This window comes from Parasphingomonas zepuensis, from assembly GCF_036663735.1.
Taxonomy (GTDB): domain Bacteria; phylum Pseudomonadota; class Alphaproteobacteria; order Sphingomonadales; family Sphingomonadaceae; genus Sphingomonas.
Window position 1 is genome coordinate 1,099,986 of record NZ_JAXOJO010000001.1, and the last position, 18,147, is coordinate 1,118,132.

The following is an 18,147-nucleotide window of genomic DNA, read 5'->3' on the forward strand; positions in this document are numbered from 1 at the left end:
TTACCGCGTTGCGGGTTGCCTAAACAAGCGTGGTTCGACGCGGTACACCGCAAGGCCCCCAGGAACGACCGCAACGGGTTGGAGCCAGTCGGGGACATGGCCGCCCTGGAGCCGGTTCACCATCCGGCCATCGCCGGCCGCGGCATCGCCCAGTTCGCTGAAACTATCGGCGCAGAGCGCGACATAGCCAATTTGCCAGTCCCGTGCGATCGCCGCTGCTTCATCCGGCGTGCCGAGGAAGAAGCGGTAGACCGCCAGATTGCCGGCATTGTTGCGGTGATAGGGCGCCCCGACCACCTCGAGCCGGGACGCGGCAAGCACAAACGCGCCGAGATCGAGCGGCGCGAGCAGCCGCCCGGGCGAGAGCCGGCCAAACCGGGCGAGCGCATCGGGCGCGGTGCAACCAACGACCGAAGCCTCGGCGGGTGCCGGCTCACGCTTGACCAGCGCCTGCGCCGCTAGCGGATACAGCATACCCGCCGAAACGAGCCAGGCACCGGCCAGCCAGCCAATCCCCCGCGCGCGCGCCGCCGTGATCGCAGCCGCGAGGGCGGGCGCCGCGAGGATCGCGCCGGCATAGGCGCCGCGGAGCTGGAAGCAGGCAAGCCCGAACGCCGCGACCTGGAGGACGAGCAGCGGGATCCACCGAGGATCACGGGTCGCGGCAAGCCGCCAGCTGCTCGCGGCGATACCGGCGACCATTACGCCGGCATAGCCGATCGCAACGCCGGCGGGCGCGGTGAACAGAGGCTGTGCCTCCCCAACCTTGCCCAGCCATAGCCGGGCGAGCAGCGGATCGACCATCCCATAGGGCGCCGCGCCAAGGCATTGCGGCGCCTGCGCGAACACGATCGCCCCGATCACACACGCCACCAGCAGCGCCAGAATCGCCCGCACCGCCGGTTTCATGAACTCGCGCGCGGTGAGCGCCAGCAGCATCGGAGCGAACGCCGCGACCACCGCGCCACGCCAGGCGATGACGGTGAAACCGTCGCACGCGGGATAGCCCCATTGCAGCGTCCTGAAGACGATCGACGCACCGAGCAGGCCGGCGCCGAGCGCGATGCCGAAGCCCATCATGCGATCGTCGGCGGACGCCCGGACGAACAGCCATTCGTGGAGCATGGCGAGCCCAGCGGCGGCGAGCAGCGGCGCGGTCTCCATCCCGACCACCAGGCTCGCCGCCGCGGCCAGGCCAGCGACGAGACCGCGACCGAGCGTCGGCGCACTGGTCAGCGTGCGGGCGACGACCAGCAGCAGCACGATCTGGAGACCGTGATGATCGATCCGGCCGGGCATGAAGATCGTCGTCGCGGGAAAGGCAATCGCCGCGACCACCAAGGCGGTGCGCGCGATCTCCGCCCCGCCGATCGACTGCGCGATCCGGGCAACGAGGAACAGGGCAGCGGCGAACAGTGCCGCCGGCCAGACGAGCACGGCAATGAGCGCGGCCTGTTGCGCGCCGAGCAGCGGCGTGAGCAATGCGATGATAGCGGCCGGAGCGAGATCGGGCAGGCGCGACCAGTGCATCGCCAGGCCGGGCGCCTCACCCAGCCGGTGTTGGGACAGATCGTTGAACGGCTGGCCGGCGAGCCAGTCCCGGATCTGCTGCAGGCGCATGACATCGTCGGTATCGGGCAGCCTGAGCGCCGCCAGCTGATGCCAGTCGCGCATCGCCCAGACGGCCGCTAGGCCCATGGCGAGCAGGATCGCAACGAGCGCGTCGCCCAAGGCCTGCCGTCGTACCGTTCCTGTCCCCATAGCGGGGGCCTAGCGCGGTCAGGTTAAGGCCGGGTTAGGGCTATGTGCGGACCGAGCCCCGCCTACCCATATCAGGCAGATCAGTCCCGGTCGCGCCGTCCGAGCAGGCGCAGGCGCAGCGCGTTCAGCTTGATGAAGCCGGCAGCGTCGCGCTGATCATAGGCGCCCTGATCGTCCTCGAAGGTGACGACCTTTTCCGAATAGAGCGAATTGGGCGACCGGCGCCCGATCACATACACGCCGCCCTTGTAGAGCTTCAGCCGGACGGTGCCCGACACCTTTTCCTGGCTGTGATCGATCGCGGCCTGGAGCATCTCGCGCTCGGGCGAGAACCAGAAGCCGTTATAGACCAGCTCGGCATAGCGCGGCGCCAGCTCGTCCTTGAGATGCGCTGCGCCGCGATCCAGCGTCAGCTGCTCGATGCCGCGATGCGCGAGATAATAAATGGTGCCGCCCGGCGTTTCGTACATGCCGCGCGACTTCATGCCGACGAAACGGTTCTCGACCAGATCGAGACGGCCGATGCCGTGCTTGCGCCCGAGATCGTTGAGCTTGGCGAGCAGGGTCGCCGGCGACATCGCCTCGCCATTGACCGCGACGCCGTCACCACGCTCGAAATCGATCGTGATGATCTCGGGCTGGTCCGGCGCATCCTCGGGATTGACGGTGCGCGAATAGACGTAGTCGGGCACTTCCTCCCACGGATCCTCGAGCACCTTGCCCTCGGACGAGGTGTGCAGGATGTTCGCGTCCGTCGAGAAGGGCGCCTCGCCGCGCTTGTCCTTCGACACCTGGATCTGATGCTGTTCGGCGAATTCGATCAGCCGGGTACGGCTGGTGAGATCCCATTCGCGCCACGGCGCGATTACCTTGATGTCGGGCGCCAGCGCGTAATAGCCCAGCTCGAAGCGGACCTGATCGTTGCCCTTGCCGGTCGCGCCGTGGCTGACGGCATCGGCATTCACCAGCTTCGCGATCTCGATCTGGCGCTTGGCGATCAGCGGTCGGGCGATCGAGGTGCCGAGCAGATACAGCCCCTCGTACAGCGCGTTGGCGCGCATCATCGGGAAGACATAGTTGCCGACGAATTCCTCGCGCAGATCGTCGATGAAGATGTGCTCGGGCTTGACCCCGGCAGCCTCGGCCTTGCGGCGCGCCGGCTCGAGCTCCTCGCCCTGGCCGAGATCGGCGGTGAAGGTCACGACTTCACACTGATAGGTCTGCTGAAGCCATTTCAGGATCACGCTGGTATCGAGCCCACCCGAATAGGCGAGGACGACGCGGTTGATCTGATCGGTCATGAAAGCGGCTCCGTGGAGATACGGTGGAATCGGCCCGCGCTCTAGGTCGCGGCTGCGGGTTCCGCAACCTCGATGGTCTTGAGCAACCCGGGCAAATAGGCGGCGAGCGCGAGAGCGCGGTAGGGGTAGCTCGCCATGAACGCCCACCAGATGCCGTTGGCTCCAAAGGGTCGGAGCAAAAGATCAGTGGCGATGTAGAGCGCGGAGGCGACGATTGCGGCGTTGCGCAGCGCTCGCCCCCGAGTCGCGCCGATGAAGATGCCGTCGAGCAGCCAGGCCGGCACGCCGACGGCGGGGATGATCGCGGCGAAGGGCAGCAGCGCCGCCGCCTGAGCGCGAACGCCAGCATCAGCGGCGAAAAAGGCGATGAGCGGCCCGCCGGATACGAAGAACAACAGCGCGAAGCCGATTCCCGCGAGCAGCGAGAATTCCCCGGTCAGGCGGATCGCCCGGACGACGGCTGGGCGCGACCGCGCGCCGATCGCCTGCCCGACCCGCGATTCAGCGGTGAAGGCGAAGCCGTCGAGCACGAAGGCCGCGACGCTGACGAACTGCAGCAGCACATAATTGGCGGCGAGCGCAGTTTCGCCGAGCCGCGCGCCGGCATTGGTGAACCACAGGAAGGTCAGCAGCAGCGCAATGGTGCGGATCATGATATCGGCATTGACCGCGAACAGCCGCTTCAGCGCGCCGCCGCCGAACAGCGCCGGGGAGAGCATCCGCCGCCAATCCACGCCGCGCCCGACGATCGCCAGCCCGACCGCGAGCGAGACCCATTCCGCACAGGCAGTGCCGAGCCCGACGCCCCGCGCGCCCATGTGGAAATGCCAGACGAACAACAGATCGAGGCCGATATTGACCAGGTTCATGACGATCTGGAGGACCAGTGCGGCGCGCGTCCGCCCCAGGCCGAACAGCCAGCCGTTGATCGCGAACAGCGCGAGACTGGCCGGCGCCCCGAAGAAGCGGGCACCGACATACCCACCGGCCGCCGCATCGAGCGCACCGCCGCCGGCGAGCGTAGCGAGCGCGAGCGGGATGAGCGCGATCTGCAGCGCGAACAGAACGACGCCGAGTGCGAAGCCCGCCGCGACACCGCGCAACAGCATCGCCTCGACTTCGCGTCCGTCACCCGCCCCCTGGGCCTGCGCCGTCATCCCGGTCATGCCCATACGCAGGAAGCCGAAGGTCCAGAAGATCAGGTTGATCACCATGGTGCCGAGCGCCACGCCGGCGAGCGCGGCGGCATCGCCCGTGCGCCCGATCACCGCGGTATCGACCAGCCCGACCAGCGGCACCGTCGTCTGGCCGAGCATGATCGGCCAGGCCTGGGCGAAGATCGCGCGACGGGTGAGCGGGGCGGTCATGCGCGTGCCGATAGGCAGGGGCGGGCCGCCGCGCTAGCCTGTCGTCACGACTCGGATGGGATATCGCGATGCCCGAGAACAAGACCAAGCCGACCGATGTCAGCGTCGATGCGTTCCTCGCCGGGGTGGAGCCCGAACAGCGCCGCATCGACGGACGCGTGATGCTCGACATGATGACTCGCCTGACCGGCGAACCGCCGGTGATGTGGGGGCCGTCGATCATCGGTTTCGGCACGCTGCACTATCGTACCGAGGCCGGGCGGGAAGGCGATATCGGCCGGATCGGCTTCTCGCCGCGCAAGGCGCAGCTGGTGCTCTATCTCGCCCCGGGCATGCCGGGCCGCGACGCGCTGCTGGCGAAGCTCGGCAAGCATTCGACCGGCAAGGGCTGCCTCTACATCAGGAAGCTCGCCGATGTGGACCTGGCCGTGCTGGAGGAACTGATCGCCCGATCCTGGGCGTATCAGTCAGCGGCTCAGGATCACCCCTGAGTCCGCAGCGCCTGCTCCCCTTCGATCATGTAATCGCGTGTGATCGGCAAGGTGTGGCGGTTCTTGGCATATTGCAGCTGGTAATTGACCATCCCGCCATAGCGAAACGCCGCGACCGCACCGGCCAGATAGAATTGCCACATGCGGTAGAAGGGCTCGTCGTACAAAGCCACGATAGCGTCGCGCGCGGCGACGGTGCGATCATACCAGTGATCGAGCGTATAGGCATAATGGAGCCGCAGCACCTCGACGTCCGTCAGGATGAAGCGCAGGCCTTCATTGGCGCTGACGATCTCCGACAAAGCGGGGTTGTAGCCGCCGGGGAAGATATATTTGGCGGTCCAGGCATCCGTCACGCCCGGCGCACCCATGCGGCCGATCGTGTGGAGCAGCATCACGCCGTCTTCGCTGAGCAGGTTGCGGCATTGGCGGAAGAAGGTGCGGTAATGCGCCGGACCGACATGTTCGAACATGCCGACCGAGACGATCCGGTCGAAGGTGCCGGTGACGTGGCGATAATCGATCAGCTCGAACTTCACCTTGTCGGCGACGCCGGCCTCTTCAGCGCGGCGGCGGGCGACCTTGAGCTGTTCCTCCGACAGAGTGACGCCGAGCACTTCGGCCCCGGTCTTCTGGTGCAGGTACAGCGCCATGCCGCCCCAGCCGCAGCCGATGTCGAGCACTTTCATGCCCGGCTTCAGCGCGAGCTTGGCGGCGATATGCGCCTTCTTGTCAGACTGCGCCTGTTCCAGGCTGTTGGCGGGATCGGTGAAATAGGCGCAGCTATATTGCCGGTCGGCGTCGAGGAAGAGATCGTAGAGCCGGTCGCTGAGATCGTAATGATGCGCCACGTTGCGTTTCGAGCGGCGCGCCATGTTGATGCGGTTGATGCGGTGCGTGACGGCGGACACTGCGCGGTGTGCGCGGTTGGCCGTCAGCGCGCCGATCCCATGCTCCCACAGATCGTTCGCGGTCATCAGCTGGACGAGGCCCATGATGTCCTCGCCATCGACCGTCATCCGGCCCTGCATATAGGCTTCGCCGGCGCCGAGGCTGGGGTTGCGCACGATGAAATTCGCGGCGCCATTGTCAGCGAAGCGGATCGTGACGTTGGGGAAATCCGGATCGGAATCGGGCTTGCCGAAAGTCCTGATCGCGCCATTGGCGTGGTGGACGGTGAGCTGGCCGCGTTTGACGCGGGCGGCGAGGAATCGGTCGATCAGAGCCATATTCGGCCCCCGTAACAATCAGATGCCCGCATACCAATCGTAATCGACATTATCCTCCCAATAGCCGCCCTTGCCCTTGCCGATTCCGGCCAGAGAGGCGACCGCATCGATGCGCATGACGTATTTCGCATGCTTGTAGCCAAGCTGGCGTTCGACCCGCAGGCGCAGCGGAGCACCGTGCCCGACGCCGAGCACCGCGCCGTTCATCGCCCAGGCAAGGATGGTCTGCGGATGGAAGGCATCGATCAGATCGATCGATTCGTAATAATGCTTCCCGCCGAACAGATCGGCACAGGTGAAGACGACATAGCGCGCCGCGGACCCGATCCCGGCGGCCCGCAGGACGGTGCCGAGTTTCGGCCCGTGCCATTTGCCGATCGCGCTCCACCCCTCGACGCAATCATGCCGGGTGATCTGAGTCCGCGCCGGCATCGCGCGGATCTGGGCGAGCGACAGAGCGAGCGGCCTGGCGACGAGCCCGCCGACCTGGAGCCGCCAGTCGGCGAACCGGTTCGCCAGCAGCGCGGCATATTCCGGCGTGGCCGGGTTGTTGGTGCCGTTGGTGCGGAAACGCGGCGACATCTGATCGGGGCGGAATTCCGGGGCGAGCGCGCCGCGGTCCGTCAGCGCGCGCTGCAGCCCCTGATTCATCGCCTCGCCCGAGAACAGGATCTTCCTGAAGCCCGGATTCTGCGCGATCCGGTCACAGCCGGCGAGCAGGCCGCCCGCCCCGAGCGCGGCGGAGGTGATCAGCGCGCGGCGGGTGATGGGAGCGCTCATGATTCGTCCTCCGGCACGGTCCAGCGGCCGGTGATCATCGAGCGCACCTCGTTCCACGCGCCGGCCAGGATGACGAGCGCGAGATGGACGATGATGAACACCACCAAAGCCGCCGCCGCGATGAAATGCAGCGACCGCGCCGATTGCCGCCCGCCGAACAGATCGAGCAGCCAGGGCCAGGCCGCGTTCAGCGCCGGCGACATGGTCAGCCCGGTGAGGATGATCAGCGGGATCAGCCCGAAGATCACCAGCACATAGGACAGTTTCTGGAAGATGTTGAAGGCGCCGGGATCCTTCGGATCGTGGAAGCGCAGCGCGGCATGCGCCCGCAGATCGCCGAGCAGATGGCGCGGCCCGAGTTCAGCGAGGCGCACGCGCAGATCGCGCTGGAAGTGCCGGTTGAGCAGGCTCGCGACCATGAAGAACAGCAGCGCGAAGCCGAGGATCAGCGCGAAGAACAGATGCCAGCGCCGCGCCAGCGCGAGATTATAGGTCGATGGGATCGTCAGCCAGCCGGGCCATTGCGGGAGGGTGAGCCAGGCATGATCGAAATTGGCGCCGTACAGGCCCCAATAGAGATGCGGGTGCGCGTTGAAGATCATCAGGCCGCTGCCGATCATGATGAAGATCGTGACCGCGGTGATCCAGTGCCACAGCCGCGTGGCGAGCCGGTGCCGGTAGATCACCCGGGCCGGCGGCGGCGCGGGTTCGGGTGCGGGCGCTTCGCTCATCATGGCTGCATATCCGCTCCGGAGAGAATGGAGAACCCGAATCGGAGAAATCGGGGCGTCGGGCAGCGGGGGATCCTCGCCGAAAACTGCCGCACCGCGTGGATTCGGCCCGTTCGTGCAAGCGAATTTTTACCTGCCGCCGTTATCCCGCGCCCATGGACATGCCGCGCCGCAAACTTGTCGAAGAGCTCGCTGTCCATCTGGCCGGGTGGATGACCGGTACCGGGACCCGGCACGGACGATCCGGCCCGATCCCCCATTCCTTCCAGGCGCCGTTCGATTCCTGCTGCCACGCACTATGGCGCCTGCGCGTGGCCTTCCCGACCGACCAGGCGGGATCCGACCTGGGCGAGCCGGGCCTGGGGGAATTCAACGGCCTGCCATCGGGCTATTTCGCCTTTCTCGACGAAGCCGAGATCAGGCGCCGGATTACGGCCTTTTACGATGGTGGCGACGCGCTGTTCCTCGCCGCGATCAACGCCTTTGTCGATTGCCTCAACTGGCGCGACGCAGCGGTCGGCCTGTCGCGCGATCCGCAACCGGCGGATGGCCTGCCCGAATCCCTCTGGCATGCGCTGGAGCAGGCGGCACTCGCGGTGCCGGACGGGACCGGATATCGCTGGACCGACGCCTTCCTGCAGCATGTCTGGCGGCACCATCCCGAATTATCCGGGTTCGAGGAGTCGCGCAGCCAGCGGCGGTCGGCCGGGCGATGACCGGCTATGTTCCGCTCCTCCTGTGCGGCGTGCTGCTGTTCGGTCTGGTCCTAGCGTTGCCGCGCTTGATCAGAGCGACGGCCGGCGGACGCCGCGGCGACGATGACGGGCCTGCGGCCGGATCCGAGCAGGCCCCGTTGCGACGGCGATCGATCGCGACGGTTTCGGATATCGCCCGGCGGGAAACCGATCCCCTCCCCATTTTCTCCGACTCGCCCTTCCCCGATCCACCGGCCGAGCCAGGCCCCGCTCAACCGCCCCACGCCGAACTCGCTCGCGCCGAGCCACCCGCCGACGAGCCACCCGCCGCCGAGCCGGCTCCCGTCGAAGCGACTCCTGTCGAATTACCCCCTGTCGCAGCGCCACCGCCGCCCGCGCCGCAGACGGAGAGCGCGATCGCGGAGACGATGTCCGTCATCCTGCGACGCCAGGTTCCACCGCGATTCGACCAGCCCGCGCGATCGTGGATCGGCGGCTTGCCACAGATGCCGGACGACATGGCGTGGCCGCGGTCCAGCCCGACGGAGCATCGGGACGAACGGCCGCTCCATTTCGTCGCCCAGATCTGTTGTGATGATCTGCCCGAGGCCTTGTGGGGGAGGATCGGGCCGCGGACCGGATGGCTGCTGCTGTTCATTGATCCGAACGCGGGACAGGACGGGCCACACCCGTTCCGGATCCTGCACAGCGACCGTCCCGGCGCGGAGCGCCAGCCGCCCGCCGATCTCGGCCCGGTCCATGACGGTGGCTCCGGCGGCCCGGACTATGGGTATCTGCTGCCCGGCGAACCGATCCCCGCCGGCTGGCGGCGCTGGCCGATCGACCTGGTGAGCGTCGCCAACACCGCCCGCGAGGAGAATGGGCGAACGCTGGTTGCGCCCGAGGCCTTTGCCCGGATCCTGTACGACGCGCCGACCGGGGACGGCGCCCCGCTCCCCCCGCCGCCCCGCCCGCTGACGTTCGGACAGGCGCATTATGCGCTCGCCGAGCTGCGGCGCAGCCTCGACCGCCCCATTACGCCAGTTCCGGTGCCCAACGACATGGCCGACGCGCTGAAGGAAGAAGGGGCAATCCAGGCGGTGATCGCCGGCTGCGGGGCGGACATTCGCGCGCGCCTCGCCGCCTTCGACCAGCAGGGCGACGATGCGGAAGCGCAGGCGCGCCGCGCGGCGGCACGCAAATGGTTCGAGGAACGCACTGCCTGTTGCTACCGCATGTCGCAGTGGCTGGCGGAGCTGCGGACCGCCGAGGCGATCATCGCCTATGTCGAGGAGACGCCCGCCGTCGAACAGGCGTGGCAGGACGATGTGCGCGAGCATGTCGACGAAGTGATCGAGGCGCTGCGCGATTACGATCCGACCATCCCGCTGTCCGATCAGGACTGGAACGCGTTGCTCGAGACGTTCGCTGCCTATGAATTCCTGTGCTGGCGGCCAGACCAGGTACAGGATGCCGATGGCCGGACGCGCCTGACCTTCAGCGAATACCGGCGGTCCGGGGCGCTGCGGCCGCCGGCCGCGATGCACCAGCTGGTCAAGGATCTCTATCTTGATCCCGAACGGCAGTACCTGCTGCCGCGCGAGATCGCCGCGCGGTACGAACCGCACTGGCGGGACCTGAACGACAACCGCCCGCACCGGATGGGGGGCTATCATGACGGCCTCCAGTCGACCGCGGTGATCGGTCCGGCGAAGGAGCTGTTGCTGTTCCAGATCGCATCGGACGACGCGATGCAATGGGCCTGGGGCGATGGCGGCGCCTGCTATTTCTCGATCACGCCGGACCGGCTTGCGGCCAGGGATTTTTCGGGCGTTACGCTGCGACTCGAATCCCGCTGAGGCCGGTTCGGATCAGCCCAGCGCGGCCAGCTTTTCCTCGGCCTGGCGATCGAGCTCGGCGCGGCTCTTCTTCTCCGACGCCGTCTTGAGCTGGCCGCAGGCGGCATCGATGTCGCGGCCGCGCGGGGTGCGCACCGGGGCCGAGATGCCGGCCTCGAAGATGATACTCGAGAAGCTGCGGATGCGCTCCGGCGTCGAGCATTCATAGGGCGCGCCGGGCCAGGGGTTGAACGGGATCAGGTTGACCTTGGCGGGCAGGCGATAATGGCGGATCAGCCGGACCAGTTCATGCGCGTCGGCATCGCTGTCATTCTTGTCGCGCAGCATGACATATTCGAAGGTGATGCGCCGGGCGTTGTTCGCGCCGGGATAATCGGCACAGGCCTGGAGCAGTTCCTCGATACCGTATTTCCGGTTGATCGGGACGATCTCGTCGCGGACTTCCTTGGTAACGGCGTGGAGCGACACGGCGAGGTTCACCCCGATCTCGGCGCCGGCGCGCGCCATCATCGGCACCACGCCCGAGGTGGAGAGCGTGATGCGGCGCTTCGACAGGGCAAGCCCGTCTCCATCCATGACGAGCTTCAGCGCATCGCGCACCGCATCGAAATTATACAGCGGCTCGCCCATGCCCATCATCACGATGTTGGTGAGCATGCGGCCCTCGGGCTGGCTCGGCCATTCGCCGAGACCGTCGCGCGCGAGCATGACCTGGCCGACGATCTCGCCGGCGGTGAGGTTGCGCACGAGACGCATCGTGCCGGTGTGGCAGAAGCGGCAGTTGAGCGTGCAGCCGACCTGGCTCGACACGCAGAGCGTGCCGCGATCGGCGTCGGGGATGAATACCATCTCGTAATCCTGCCCGTCGGGCGAGCGCAGCAGCCATTTGCGCGTGCCGTCCGTCGAGACCTGCGCCTCGACCACATCGGGCCGGCCGATCACGAAGCGCTCGGCGAACCACGGATGCTGAGTCTTGGAGATGTCCGTCATCGCGGTAAACTCGGTAGCCCCGCGATTATACATCCAGTGCCACAGCTGCTTGGCGCGCAGCTTGGCCTGTTTCGGCTCCATGCCGGCGTCTTCCAGCGCAGCGCGGATCGCTTCGCGCGGCAGCCCGATCAGATCGATCTTGCCGTCGGCACGCAGGGTGGGTGCGCGCGGGACGGGCACGGGATCGATGTGCCCGGGGATGGGCATGGAATAATTCGGGGTATCAAGCATGGCGGTGCACATAAGCCAATTGCGCGCATTTTTCCAGCGGGCCGGATTTCGCGCTCTCGCGACAGATCGCCGCGCTTGAATCGAGCGCCCCGTTGTTGGGGCCCGTTGCTGGGAATGTCATGAGGGTCGATGACATTTTACGGGCGGCAACCCAGCGCGGTTAGCGTCTCCGCTATCGCCTCGGGCAGCGGGGTATGCGGTTCTTCGCCGAGCACCGCCACCAGCGCGCGGTTGTCCAGTTCGAGCGGGTGGTGCCAGAAGGGACGCATCTCGATCATTTCACGCATCGTCGGGTTGAAGGGCGCGATCAGCGGCAACAGCGCCCAGGGGAAGCGGAAGACCGAGATGCCGGGATTGCCGGTCGCGGCGCGAATCGATTCGATGATGGCGGTGCCGTCAGCGTCCCAGTGGCCGCGGAAATGATAGCGGGCAAAGGCGGGCAGATCGGCATCGCGCGCGAGCAGGCGGACAAAGGTCTCCGCAACATCGGGCAGATAGGCCCAGCCATGGCCGACGCCGCGCGCGCCGGGATAGAGGATTCGCTTCACTGGCTTGCCCGGCGTGACCATGCCCTGGGAGAGCCAGTTGTTGCCGGGGCGCGGGCCGAAGAAATCACCGGCGCGCAGGATCAGCGCGCGCATGCCGCGGCTGCAGGCATCCTCGATCGCAGCCTCCATCGCCACCCGGATCGTGCCCTTGCGCGTGGCTGGCCGCTGCGGCGTTGCTTCGGCGGCAAGCGGCACGGCCCGGGGATCATAATTGTAGATCGTGCCGGGCAGGACGAGGCGGGCGCCGACGGATTCCGCGGCCGCGATGCTGTTGGCGAGCATCGGCATGACCAGCTTTTCCCAGTCCCGGTAACCGGGCGGGTTGACCGCGTGAACGATCGCCGCGGCGCCTTCAGCTGCGCGCAGCACCGCCGGGCGATCGAGCGCGTCGCCGATGACCCAGTCGATGCCGTCGCCGGTGCGCGGCGTGCGGGTGAGGCCCCGGACACGCCAGCCAGCGGCGATGAGGCCGCGGGCGGTTTCGCCACCGACACCGCCGGTCGCGCCGAGCACCAAGGCAATTTTTCCAGTCGTCATGACAGTCTCCATCAGTCGAGACACGGATATGCGGCATCCGAGCCTCATTTAAAATTGTCAGGTATGTGCAGTCAGCCTATACATTTTTGATGAGCATCGATTGGGAACGTCAGCGCGCCTTTCTCGCCGTGTTGAGCGAAGGCAGCCTGTCGGCCGCGGCACGGACGCTGTCGGTGGCGCAGCCGACGGTACGGCGGCGGATCGAGGAGCTTGAGGGCGCGCTCGGCGTGCCGCTGTTCACCCGCTCATCGGGCGGCCTGCAACCGACCGAGGCAGCGCTGGGGCTGCGCTACCATGCCGAGGCGATGGCGCTGGCAGCCGATGCGTTCGTCCGGGCGGGATCGGCCGGGGCGAAGGAGATTGCCGGCACCGTGCGCATCTCGGCAAGCGAAGTGATCGCGGTCGAAGTGCTGCCGCCGATGCTGGCGACCTTGCGCAATGCCCATCCCCGGCTGGTCTTCGAGCTGTCACCGAGCAACCGCAACGAGGATCTGCTGCGGCGCGAAGCCGATATCGCGATCCGCATGGTGCGGCCGACTCAGGATGCGCTGGTCGCGCGCCGCATCGGCGAGGTGCCGCTGGGGCTGCACGCGCGCGCAGACTATATCGCAACGCACGGTACGCCCGAGTCGCTGGAGGCGCTGCTCGCGCTCGGCGTGATCGGAGTGGAGCGCGAATCGCTGGCGTTGCGCCAGTTCCGGGCGATGTTCGGCGTCGAGCGTGAGGATTTCATCTTCCGCAGCGACAGCGATCTCGCCCAGCTCGCCGCGATTCGCGCCGGGATCGGCATCGGCATCTGCCAGGTGCCCCTCGCCGCGCGTGATCCGGCGCTGGTGCGAGTGCTGCCGGATCTGTTCGAGCTGGGACTGGAAACCTGGGTGGTGACGCATGAGGATTTGCGCGGCGTCGCGCGGATTCGCGCGACCTTCGACCATTTGGCCGCGGGCCTGACCGACTATCTGCGCGCGCAGCCAAGCGCGGCGGCGTCGATCGCGGTGGCGGCACCGCGCAACGGATAGACGTCAGCGAAGGGGTGGCCGCCCGTACCGAGTGTCTCGACGCTCATGCTGCGCCCGGAACGGATCGCGGCCACCACGGCCGCATCAGCGCGCGCGTCCGGCGCCCAGGCGTCAGCCTTGCCGCCGACCAGTTCGAAGCGGCGCTCGCCGACCGACAAAGTGACGCGCGCACGGGGATCACGTTCGCGGCTGAGGCGAATATGGAGCTGGTTGCGCGCGCCCTGACCAGGCCAGGTGGCGATGCTGGCAAAGGGCCGTCCGCCCACGCTACGGTTCAATCCCACAGGCTCGGCAATGGCGAAGCAACGGCGCGGGGATGGATCGGCAAAGGCGCCCCAATGATCGAAGATGCCGAGCGAGTCGCGCGCGGCAACCGGGACGCCGGCGAACAGCAGCAGAAGCAGGGCTCGCTTCACGCCGGCGCGTGACCAGTGCCGAGATGGACGATGGTTTCCACGCCCCGCTCTATCATCACCACTGACCCTTGCGGCAAGCCCGGCGCGGCTGGCGCGTCCAGCCCGGGGAGATCCGGCGCGCCCGTCATCACCCCGCGCAGGACGCGACTCGAAATGCCGTGCATGATCACCAGCCGGTCGCCGGGATCGTCATTGGTCTCGGCCAGCCAGGCGGACACGCGTTCCGCGATTCCGGCATGAAGCTCGCCGTCGGGCGCGCTCATCAGCATGGCATGGACCGGATCGAAGACCGGCCCGACCTCCTCGACCAGATCGGCATAATAGCGGCCACCCCAACTGCCCATGCCGATTTCCACCAGGCGTGCATCGGTCCTGGCGGCATGCCAATCGAGCTCGAGATGTTCGGCGATGACGGCAAGCGTCTGCAGGGCGCGGCCGGCCGACGAGGACCATAAGGTCAACGCCGGTTTTGCGCCCAGCGCGGCCCGTAGCGCACGCCCCATTTCATCGGCCTGAGCGAACCCGGCGCGAGTCAGCGGCGTATGCGGATGATCGCCCTGCAGCCGTCTGGCAGCGTTGAATACGGTTTCCCCGTGCCGCGCGATAAAGTCCCTGCCCCGCCTTGGGGCACCGCGCACTGCCTTGGAATCCATGGGCTCGGTTTCAACCCCGTGTGGCGCAATTGCAACGTTTTTTCCTGTTTATCTGAGGTTCATGCAACGCAGCGCGCGGTCACCTATTTCACGCATCCCGGCTCAACACCCGCCGGCATTCAACGGAGTCTTCGTTATGCGTAAGCTTGTTCTCACCGCCGCCACCGCAGCTCTCGGTATCGGCCTCGCCGCTCCAGCCTTTGCACAGGATTCGGAGAAGGCACCTTTCACCGGGGTCCGCGTCGAAGCGCTGGCCGGTTATGATCACATCAGCGGCGGCGACGGCAACGCGAAGGACGGCGTCGTCTATGGCGGCGCGGTCGGATATGACGCGCAGGTTGGCGGTGTCGTGCTCGGCGTCGAAGGGGAAATCACCGGATCGAGCGCGAAGATCCGCGCCAACGATCTGCTGACCACGGGCGACCGTCTGCGCGTGAGCGCTGGCCGCGATCTCTATGCCGGCGCCCGCCTGGGCTATGTCATCTCGCCGCAGGCGATGATCTACGCCAAGGCCGGCTACACCAATGCCCGTCTCGAGGCGAAATATGCAGTGGGCTCGACCACGATCGAGAACCATGAGGACCTGGGCGGTTACCGCCTTGGCGCCGGCATCGAATATAATGTCGGGCCGACGACCTATGTGAAGGCGGAATATCGCTATTCGCATTACGGCGATCTCGACGGGTACGACATCGATGCCAACCGCCATCAGGTGCTGGCGGGCGTGGGCGTACGCTTCTGAACCAATCCGTCTGTTTACAGGCGTAAAACAAGGGGTCGGGGCGCTTGCCCCGGCCCCTTTTATCGTTAAGGAAAGGAGACGGCGAATTGCCCCCGGCTGAACGCTCGGAGGGAAAGAAATGGGCGGCGGCCCGGGGGAATGAGATGAAGGCCACGATCGAACGCGCAACCCTCCTCAAGGGACTGAGCCACGTCCAGTCCGTCGTCGAGCGGCGCAACACCATCCCGATCCTCTCCAACGTCCTGATCGAGGCGACGGCTGAGGGCAGCCTGAAGCTGATGGCGACCGATCTGGATTTGCAGATCAACGAAACCGTGTCCGCGGCGGTCGATCAGCCGGGCGCGACCACCGTTTCGGCGCACACGCTGTTCGACATCGCCCGCAAGCTGCCCGAGGGAAGCCAGGTCAGCCTGGCGGCGGCCGACGGCAAGATGACGATCATGGCGGGCCGCGCCAAATTCCAGCTCGGCACGCTGCCGCGCGACGATTTCCCGGTGATCGCCGAAGGCGAATTGCCGATCTCGTTCGAGCTCCCCGCCGAAACGCTGAAGCAGATCATCGACAAGACCCGCTTCGCCATCTCCACCGAGGAGACGCGCTATTATCTCAACGGCATCTTCTGGCATGTGTCGGACGATCCTCTGCCCGTGCTCAAGGCCGCTGCGACCGATGGCCACCGCCTCGCCCGGGTGACGATGCCGCGCCCGGACGGCGCCGAGGGCATGCCCGACGTGATCATCCCGCGCAAATGCGTGGCGGAACTCCGCAAGCTGCTCGAGGAGATCGACGGCTCGGTCGGCGTGTCGCTGTCGCCGACCAAGATTCGTTTCGACCTGGGCCAGGCGCTGCTGACCTCTAAGCTGATCGACGGCACTTTTCCGGATTACAGCCGCGTGATCCCGACCGGCAACGACAAGATCCTGAAGATCGATCCGCGCAGCTTCGAAGAAGGCGTCGATCGCGTCTCCACCATCGCGACCGAAAAGACCCGCGCCGTGAAGATGGCGCTGGATCGCGACAAGATCACGCTTTCCGTGACGAGCCCCGAAAACGGCACCGCTGCCGAAGAAGTGCCGGGCGATTATGCCGCCATGCCGTTCGAGATCGGCTTCAACAGCCGCTATCTGCTCGACATATTGGGCCAGCTGGATGGCGACACGATCGAGGTGCACCTCGCCGACGCAGCAGCGCCGACCCTGATCCGCGAGAACGACAAGTCGTCGGCACTGTACGTATTGATGCCGATGCGGGTCTAAGCCGGTGCGTCCCGGAAAGCGGGTGTCGATGCTTGTGGCGGCGTTGCTGCTCATCGCGGCGCAGGATATCCAGATCGCGATCCCATCCGACAATCAGAGCCTCGTCCCGCCCCCCGCGTCCGTCCCACCACCCGAAACGGATGCGGCATGGCAGCGGCAAGTGGTCGCGCAGCTAACGCAAAATCAACGTTATCCGCCCGCAGCCCTGCATAAGGGCGCCCAAGGCACGGCGCATATCCGCTTCCGCGTCGACCGGACCGGACGAATCCTGACCGCGCGGCTCGCCCATTCCTCGGGCACTGCCGAGCTGGATGCGGCAGCGGTGGAATCCGTGCGCGGCGCCCGGCTGCCGCCAATGCCGGCCGGCATGACCGGCCCGGTCGATCTCGTCCTGCCGTTGACCTTTCGCATCGCCGACTAAGCGGGCCCTGCAGGGCCGATTATCGCGACGCGGTGGCGCGGGCGAGCGCGCGGGCAGCCTTTTTCTGCTCCGGATCGAGCGCCACTGCGCGGGTGAACAGCGTCACCGCCTGCGCCTCGTCCCGCTCGACACCTTCGCCGTTCTGGTAAGCGCGGCCGAGCAGATAGCAGCTTTCGCCCTGATCGAGATCGCAGCCGCGCTCGAACAACTCGGCGGCGCGGAGCCGATCCTTGGGCACGCCGGAACCTGACCGGTAAAGCTCGCCGAGATTGCCGCACGCAGCGCCCTCCTTCTCGGCGCAGGCGCGCTCATATAATGTGGCGGCGCGCTCGCGATCGCGGCGCACGCCGATCGCGTCGGCATAGACCACGCCGAGATTGTAACAGCCGTTCGAATCGTCGCCGTCGCACGCCTTGGTGAAAAGCGGCAGCGCGCGGCGACGATCGGTTCTCACGCCGACACCCTTCACATAGGCCGCGCCGAGATTGGAGCAGCCGCCGGCGTTGCCCTGATCGCAGGCGGCCTTAAAATAGCCGACCGCCCGCACCTCGTCCTTCACGACGCCCTCGCCGCGGACATAAGCCAAGCCGAGATTGGAGCAGCCCGACGCGTCGCCCGAATCGCAGGCGCGCGCAAACAGGGCCGCCGCCTTGACCGAATCCTGGGGCACGCCGACGCCCTGATGATGTGCGATGCCGAGATAGATGCAGCTGCCCATGTCCCCGCGGTCGCATCCGCTGATGAACAATGCGGCGCCGCGAACACTGTCCTGCGGGACACCGTCGCCTTCGACGAACAGCGTGCCGGCGCCGCCACAGGCCGCGGCATCGGCCGCGCATTTTGCTTCAAGCGCGCGGGCCGTTTCGACTTCGTCAGCTGGTTCCTCAGCCGGGGTGGCGGTGACCTCGACGAGGGGCGGCTGATCCTGCGCGGGCACAGCCTGGGCCAGCGCCAGCGCGGCGACCATCAGATAAAGCATCGAAAAACCACCTCTCGCCGTTCGCAGCCCGGCGCTGCACCGCTACCTTTCGACGATTTCCCAGAGATTTACGACCCATAACCGGTAAGGGCAGGGCTTCGCCCCGAGGAAAGACCGGCCATGCCACGCAGAGGATATAAG

Annotated in this window: 18 protein-coding genes; 7 read left to right on the forward strand and 11 right to left on the reverse strand. The window is 66.8% G+C overall.

What is annotated here, in order from left to right; all coding sequences use genetic code 11:
* The 3 genes from U1769_RS05240 to U1769_RS05250 all read right to left on the reverse strand — a co-directional run bounded on the left by U1769_RS05240 (position 1) and on the right by U1769_RS05250 (position 4,429).
* On the reverse strand, positions 1-1,731 hold the full coding sequence (locus tag U1769_RS05240; RefSeq protein ID WP_332712912.1) for a hypothetical protein: 1,731 nt from the start codon (positions 1,729-1,731) through the stop codon (positions 1-3).
* A gap of 110 nt (positions 1,732-1,841) precedes the next feature.
* Positions 1,842-3,062, reverse strand: coding sequence for an argininosuccinate synthase (locus U1769_RS05245; protein ID WP_332712914.1), 1,221 nt, complete (start codon positions 3,060-3,062; stop codon positions 1,842-1,844).
* Between the two features lie 41 nt (positions 3,063-3,103).
* Positions 3,104-4,429: an MATE family efflux transporter gene (locus tag U1769_RS05250; RefSeq protein ID WP_332712916.1), complete on the reverse strand. Its 1,326-nt coding sequence runs from the start codon at positions 4,427-4,429 to the stop codon at positions 3,104-3,106.
* 62 nt (positions 4,430-4,491) lie between these two features.
* Here U1769_RS05250 and U1769_RS05255 point away from each other — a divergent pair, with 62 nt between their 5' ends.
* Positions 4,492-4,920, forward strand: coding sequence for a DUF1801 domain-containing protein (locus U1769_RS05255; protein WP_332713681.1), 429 nt, complete (start codon positions 4,492-4,494; stop codon positions 4,918-4,920).
* On the opposite strand, the gene U1769_RS05260 is transcribed toward U1769_RS05255, so the two are convergent.
* Genes U1769_RS05260 through U1769_RS05270 form a run of 3 tightly spaced genes read right to left on the reverse strand, consistent with a single transcriptional unit; the run spans position 4,911 to position 7,663 of the window.
* On the reverse strand, positions 4,911-6,149 hold the full coding sequence (locus U1769_RS05260) for a class I SAM-dependent methyltransferase (RefSeq protein ID WP_332712919.1): 1,239 nt from the start codon (positions 6,147-6,149) through the stop codon (positions 4,911-4,913). The two genes, U1769_RS05255 and U1769_RS05260, sit on opposite strands and share 10 nt — an antisense overlap.
* An 18-nt stretch (positions 6,150-6,167) precedes the next feature.
* A complete protein-coding gene (locus U1769_RS05265; RefSeq protein ID WP_332712922.1) occupies positions 6,168-6,929 on the reverse strand; it encodes a molybdopterin-dependent oxidoreductase in 762 nt (253 codons plus the stop codon).
* Positions 6,926-7,663, reverse strand: a complete 738-nt coding sequence (locus U1769_RS05270) for a cytochrome b/b6 domain-containing protein (RefSeq protein ID WP_443030173.1) — start codon at positions 7,661-7,663, stop codon at positions 6,926-6,928. The genes U1769_RS05265 and U1769_RS05270 overlap by 4 nt, the downstream gene beginning before the upstream one ends.
* A gap of 152 nt (positions 7,664-7,815) precedes the next feature.
* Between U1769_RS05270 and U1769_RS05275 the strand changes: the two genes are divergently transcribed.
* On the forward strand, positions 7,816-8,376 hold the full coding sequence (locus tag U1769_RS05275; RefSeq protein ID WP_332712927.1) for a hypothetical protein: 561 nt from the start codon (positions 7,816-7,818) through the stop codon (positions 8,374-8,376).
* The gene (locus U1769_RS05280; RefSeq protein ID WP_332712930.1) at positions 8,373-10,214 is read left to right on the forward strand and encodes a DUF1963 domain-containing protein; all 1,842 of its coding nucleotides are present in this window, start codon (positions 8,373-8,375) and stop codon (positions 10,212-10,214) included. Before U1769_RS05275 ends, U1769_RS05280 begins: the two co-directional genes overlap by 4 nt.
* A gap of 12 nt (positions 10,215-10,226) precedes the next feature.
* Here U1769_RS05280 and rlmN read toward each other — a convergent pair whose 3' ends face one another.
* Together rlmN and U1769_RS05290 are read right to left on the reverse strand one after the other, a co-directional pair.
* Positions 10,227-11,411, reverse strand: a complete 1,185-nt coding sequence (gene rlmN, locus U1769_RS05285; RefSeq protein ID WP_503643685.1) for a dual-specificity RNA methyltransferase RlmN — start codon at positions 11,409-11,411, stop codon at positions 10,227-10,229.
* Positions 11,412-11,572: 161 nt separating this feature from the next.
* Entirely contained in the window at positions 11,573-12,520 is a 948-nt protein-coding gene (locus U1769_RS05290; protein WP_332712935.1) for an NAD-dependent epimerase/dehydratase family protein, read from the reverse strand.
* Between the two features lie 89 nt (positions 12,521-12,609).
* Here U1769_RS05290 and U1769_RS05295 point away from each other — a divergent pair, with 89 nt between their 5' ends.
* Complete coding sequence (locus U1769_RS05295) at positions 12,610-13,539, forward strand: LysR family transcriptional regulator (protein WP_332712938.1); 930 nt, start codon at positions 12,610-12,612, stop codon at positions 13,537-13,539.
* On the opposite strand, the gene U1769_RS05300 is transcribed toward U1769_RS05295, so the two are convergent.
* Together U1769_RS05300 and U1769_RS05305 are read right to left on the reverse strand one after the other, a co-directional pair.
* Positions 13,476-13,955 carry a hypothetical protein gene (locus tag U1769_RS05300; protein WP_332712941.1) on the reverse strand — a complete coding sequence of 160 codons (480 nt, stop codon included), beginning with the start codon at positions 13,953-13,955 and terminating at the stop codon, positions 13,476-13,478. The two genes, U1769_RS05295 and U1769_RS05300, sit on opposite strands and share 64 nt — an antisense overlap.
* A complete protein-coding gene (locus U1769_RS05305; RefSeq protein ID WP_332712944.1) occupies positions 13,952-14,608 on the reverse strand; it encodes a histidine phosphatase family protein in 657 nt (218 codons plus the stop codon). The genes U1769_RS05300 and U1769_RS05305 overlap by 4 nt, the downstream gene beginning before the upstream one ends.
* 136 nt (positions 14,609-14,744) lie before the next feature.
* Here U1769_RS05305 and U1769_RS05310 point away from each other — a divergent pair, with 136 nt between their 5' ends.
* The 3 genes from U1769_RS05310 (at position 14,745) to U1769_RS05320 (ending at position 17,027) form a co-directional block, all read left to right on the forward strand.
* Entirely contained in the window at positions 14,745-15,350 is a 606-nt protein-coding gene (locus tag U1769_RS05310) for an outer membrane protein (protein WP_332712947.1), read from the forward strand.
* Between the two features lie 143 nt (positions 15,351-15,493).
* Positions 15,494-16,606 carry a DNA polymerase III subunit beta gene (dnaN, locus tag U1769_RS05315; protein WP_332712949.1) on the forward strand — a complete coding sequence of 371 codons (1,113 nt, stop codon included), beginning with the start codon at positions 15,494-15,496 and terminating at the stop codon, positions 16,604-16,606.
* A gap of 28 nt (positions 16,607-16,634) precedes the next feature.
* Complete coding sequence (locus U1769_RS05320; RefSeq protein ID WP_332713684.1) at positions 16,635-17,027, forward strand: energy transducer TonB family protein; 393 nt, start codon at positions 16,635-16,637, stop codon at positions 17,025-17,027.
* 19 nt (positions 17,028-17,046) lie between these two features.
* Here the strand turns inward: U1769_RS05320 and U1769_RS05325 are convergent, their stop codons facing one another.
* A complete protein-coding gene (locus U1769_RS05325; protein ID WP_332712951.1) occupies positions 17,047-18,006 on the reverse strand; it encodes an SEL1-like repeat protein in 960 nt (319 codons plus the stop codon).
* Between the last annotated feature and the right edge of the window lie 141 nt (positions 18,007-18,147).